This is a genomic window from Streptomyces durocortorensis (assembly GCF_016901035.1).
Lineage (GTDB): Bacteria > Actinomycetota > Actinomycetes > Streptomycetales > Streptomycetaceae > Streptomyces > Streptomyces durocortorensis.
In genome coordinates this window covers 1-2,681 of record NZ_JAFEUF010000439.1, presented here as the reverse complement: position 1 = coordinate 2,681, position 2,681 = coordinate 1, and the positions used below count along the sequence as shown (strand labels likewise).

Here is a 2,681-nt window from a genome sequence, read left to right as displayed (position 1 = left end):
GGCGCGCTGCGGCGCCGGCCGCGCCCCGTGTCGGGGGGGGGGGGGGGGGTGCGCGCCCCGTACGGCGGTTGCGGGCCCCGCTTCCCGGCCTTGGTCCGCCGGGGGGGGGCGGCCCCGCGGGGGGGGGGGGGCCGCGCGGGGGGTTTCGTTGCCCCGCCCGGCTCGGGCGGGCGGGGGGGGGGGCGGGGTCAGCAGGATGCGCCGGATCAGGGCGTCCCGGGCGCCGAGCCGGAGCCCGGCGGCGATGGCGGCGGGCACGCCGCCCATGACGCCTCGTACACCGGTCCGGGGCCGGGGTGGTTCGGTCAGGGCGCTCAGCACGTAGAGCACGAAGACGACCTCGATCAGCGCGCCGAGCAGGGCGGGCACGGAGAGCAGGATCACGAGCCCGCCGGTCGCGTCGGCCAGCCACTGCCCCGCGCCGGGGGCGAGGCCGAGCAGCCAGGGCAGCCCGCCGCCGAGCAGCGTGCCCAGCGCGAGGGCGGCCGAGGTGGCGGAGCTGCCGCGCGCGAGGCCCGTACGCAGATCGGCGCCGGGTCCGGCGTGGGCGTGGACAGTGTCGACGTACCAGGCCTCGGCGGGTCCGCTGGACAGGGCGCGGGCGAGACCCATCAGGCCCATGCCGAGCGCGATGGCCCAGCCCGCCGCGCCGAGGCCGATGAGGGTGAAGGCGGTGAGGTTGAGCAGCCCGGCGATGGCCAGGACGGGGCGCCGCCCGATGACGTCGGAGAGGCCGCCGGTGGGCAGCTCCATCGCGGCGGCGGTGAGGGAGTGCACGGCGTAGAAGCCGGCGATGGCGGCGAGACCCATGCCACGTTCGGTGAAGAGGAGCACGCCCGTCGCGATGGACATGCTGATGGGAAGCCAGAAGAGGAAGGAGACCGTGACGTAACGGCGACGCGCGGTCGCCTCGTCGAGGCCGGCCCCCGGGGCGGCGACAGCCGGCGCGCCGGTCATGAGGCGTCTCCGGCAGCCGAGGCGTCCGTACCGGCCACCGGGTCCGGGGCCAGCGGGAGTCCGGCGGTGAACAGCACGACCTGCTCGGCGCGGGGGTCCTCGGCGTCACGCGCGGTCAGCTCGGCCGTCTTCGCCCCGAACACCTCCCACAGCTCGGCGAGGGACTCCGGGGTCAGCCGGGGCATGGAGTCACTGACGCCCGACGGTTCCTGCCACTCCTCACCCAGCCGGCCGCTGTCCAGGTCCGCCTCATGGCGGTCCAGCGACTGCTGGAGGTGCTCGATCTGACGGCGGTGCAGAACGCTGAGGATCACGCTGCCGCCGGGGGTGCGGTGCATCGCCTCGTTGCTCCACGAGGTCATGTCGTGCACGGCCTTCCAGCGGCGTTCCCGGCTGTCGCGGTGGTCGGCCTCGGCGACGAAGGCGTACTTGGCGAGCACCCGCAGGTGGTAGCTGGTGGACGCCGAGGACTCCCCCGTCCTGACCGCGAGCTCACTGGCGGTGGCCGGGCCGTGCTGCCGCAGCAGCCCGAGCAGGGTGAGGCGCAGGGGGTGCGTGAGGGCCTTGAGGGCCGCCCCGTCCTGCGCCGGATCGAGTATGCGACGACCGTCTTCGCTGTCCATGACCGCAGCGTAGAACGGCGGGAGCACTTTCCCAAAGTATTTTTGCAGAATATTTTTGGGAAAGGTGCGAGGTGTCGGCCGACGCCCGTCAGGACTCGCCCCGGACCCCCCGCCGCGCCCGCAGCAGCTCCATCACATCCCGGCACCAGTCGCGGTTGGCGCGTTCGAAGTCCCGCCCCCTGCGGCAGGTGAGATACGGGCCGACGCGCGCACCGCGGAGCAGGAACTCCGCCTCGTCCAGGTCGCCGCGCATCCTGCGCAGCTGCTCCTCGAACAGCGCGGCCTTGGCCTCGGCGAACGCGTACCGCTCGGTGAGCCGTTCGATCAGTACGCCGGCGTCGAGATGGTCGGCCGCCTGGACCTGGACCAGCAGGTCCTCCCGGAGGAAGGCGGGCTTGGCGGCGGTGGACGCGAAGTCCTCCAGCTCGGCCAGCCCCTCCCCGGTCACGCGGAACAGCCGCTTGTTGGGACGCCCCTCCTGGACGACCTCGCGCCCGGCGACCAGGCCCTCCTTCTCCAGCCTGGCCAGCTCCGCGTAGACCTGCTGCGGCAGGGCGTGCCAGAAGTTCGCGACGCCCGCCGCGAACGCCTTCGTCACCTGGTAGCCGCTCAACTCCTCGTCGAGCAGCGCCGCCAGCACCGCATGGCGCAACGCCATCGGACCGCCTCCCTCTCAGCCGGGCCGGAGCGGATCCCGTCCACCCCTGTCCGGATCACCGGCCCTCATGATAGTCATGAAACTGACTAGTCACTTTCATGACTATGAGGAGGACACATGACCACCGCAGTGGACCGCTTCCGCGCCGCCGTCGACCACCGCGACCTCGGCGCCCTGGACGATCTGTTCACCGAGGACATCCGGCTCTACAGCCCGGTGAAGTTCACGCCGTTCGAGGGTCGGCCGGCGGTGCTGGGTCTTTTCGGCGTGCTGCTGCGCACCTTCGAGGACTTCCGTTACGTCGGCGAGTTCGCGGGCGCCTCGCAGACGAGCGCCCCCCGGGGGCCCCCCCCCCCGCGGGGGGGGGGGGAACGGGCCTCCGGCCGACGCGGGAAGGAAACGGCGCGCGGCGAGCAGCAGCCCCACCGTGACCGCACAGCCGG

3 protein-coding genes and 1 pseudogene are annotated in these 2,681 nt (G+C 73.5%); 1 reads left to right on the top strand and 3 read right to left on the bottom strand.

From position 1 onward, the window contains the following. The 3 genes and pseudogenes from JS521_RS35150 to JS521_RS35140 form a co-directional block, all read right to left on the bottom strand. Nucleotides 1-957: pseudogene (locus JS521_RS35150) on the bottom strand (hypothetical protein); the annotation flags it as partial. Further along, a complete protein-coding gene (locus JS521_RS35145; RefSeq protein ID WP_205086915.1) occupies nucleotides 954-1,580 on the bottom strand; it encodes a helix-turn-helix domain-containing protein in 627 nt (208 codons plus the stop codon). The pseudogene JS521_RS35150 and the gene JS521_RS35145, both read right to left, overlap by 4 nt. An 88-nt stretch (nucleotides 1,581-1,668) precedes the next feature. Next, the gene (locus JS521_RS35140; protein WP_205086914.1) at nucleotides 1,669-2,238 is read right to left on the bottom strand and encodes a PadR family transcriptional regulator; all 570 of its coding nucleotides are present in this window, start codon (nucleotides 2,236-2,238) and stop codon (nucleotides 1,669-1,671) included. A gap of 117 nt (nucleotides 2,239-2,355) precedes the next feature. Between JS521_RS35140 and JS521_RS35135 the strand changes: the two genes are divergently transcribed. Next, nucleotides 2,356-2,681, top strand: a 326-nt coding sequence (locus JS521_RS35135; RefSeq protein WP_239488268.1) for a nuclear transport factor 2 family protein, incomplete at its 3' end; no start/stop codon positions are given.

Bases quoted from the DNA above. Each gene is read 5' to 3' on its own strand.
- JS521_RS35140 (WP_205086914.1), bottom strand. From the start codon at position 2,238: ATGGCGTTGCGCCATGCGGTGCTGGCGGCGCTGCTCGACGAGGAGTTG.
- JS521_RS35145 (WP_205086915.1), bottom strand. From the start codon at position 1,580: ATGGACAGCGAAGACGGTCGTCGCATACTCGATCCGGCGCAGGACGGG.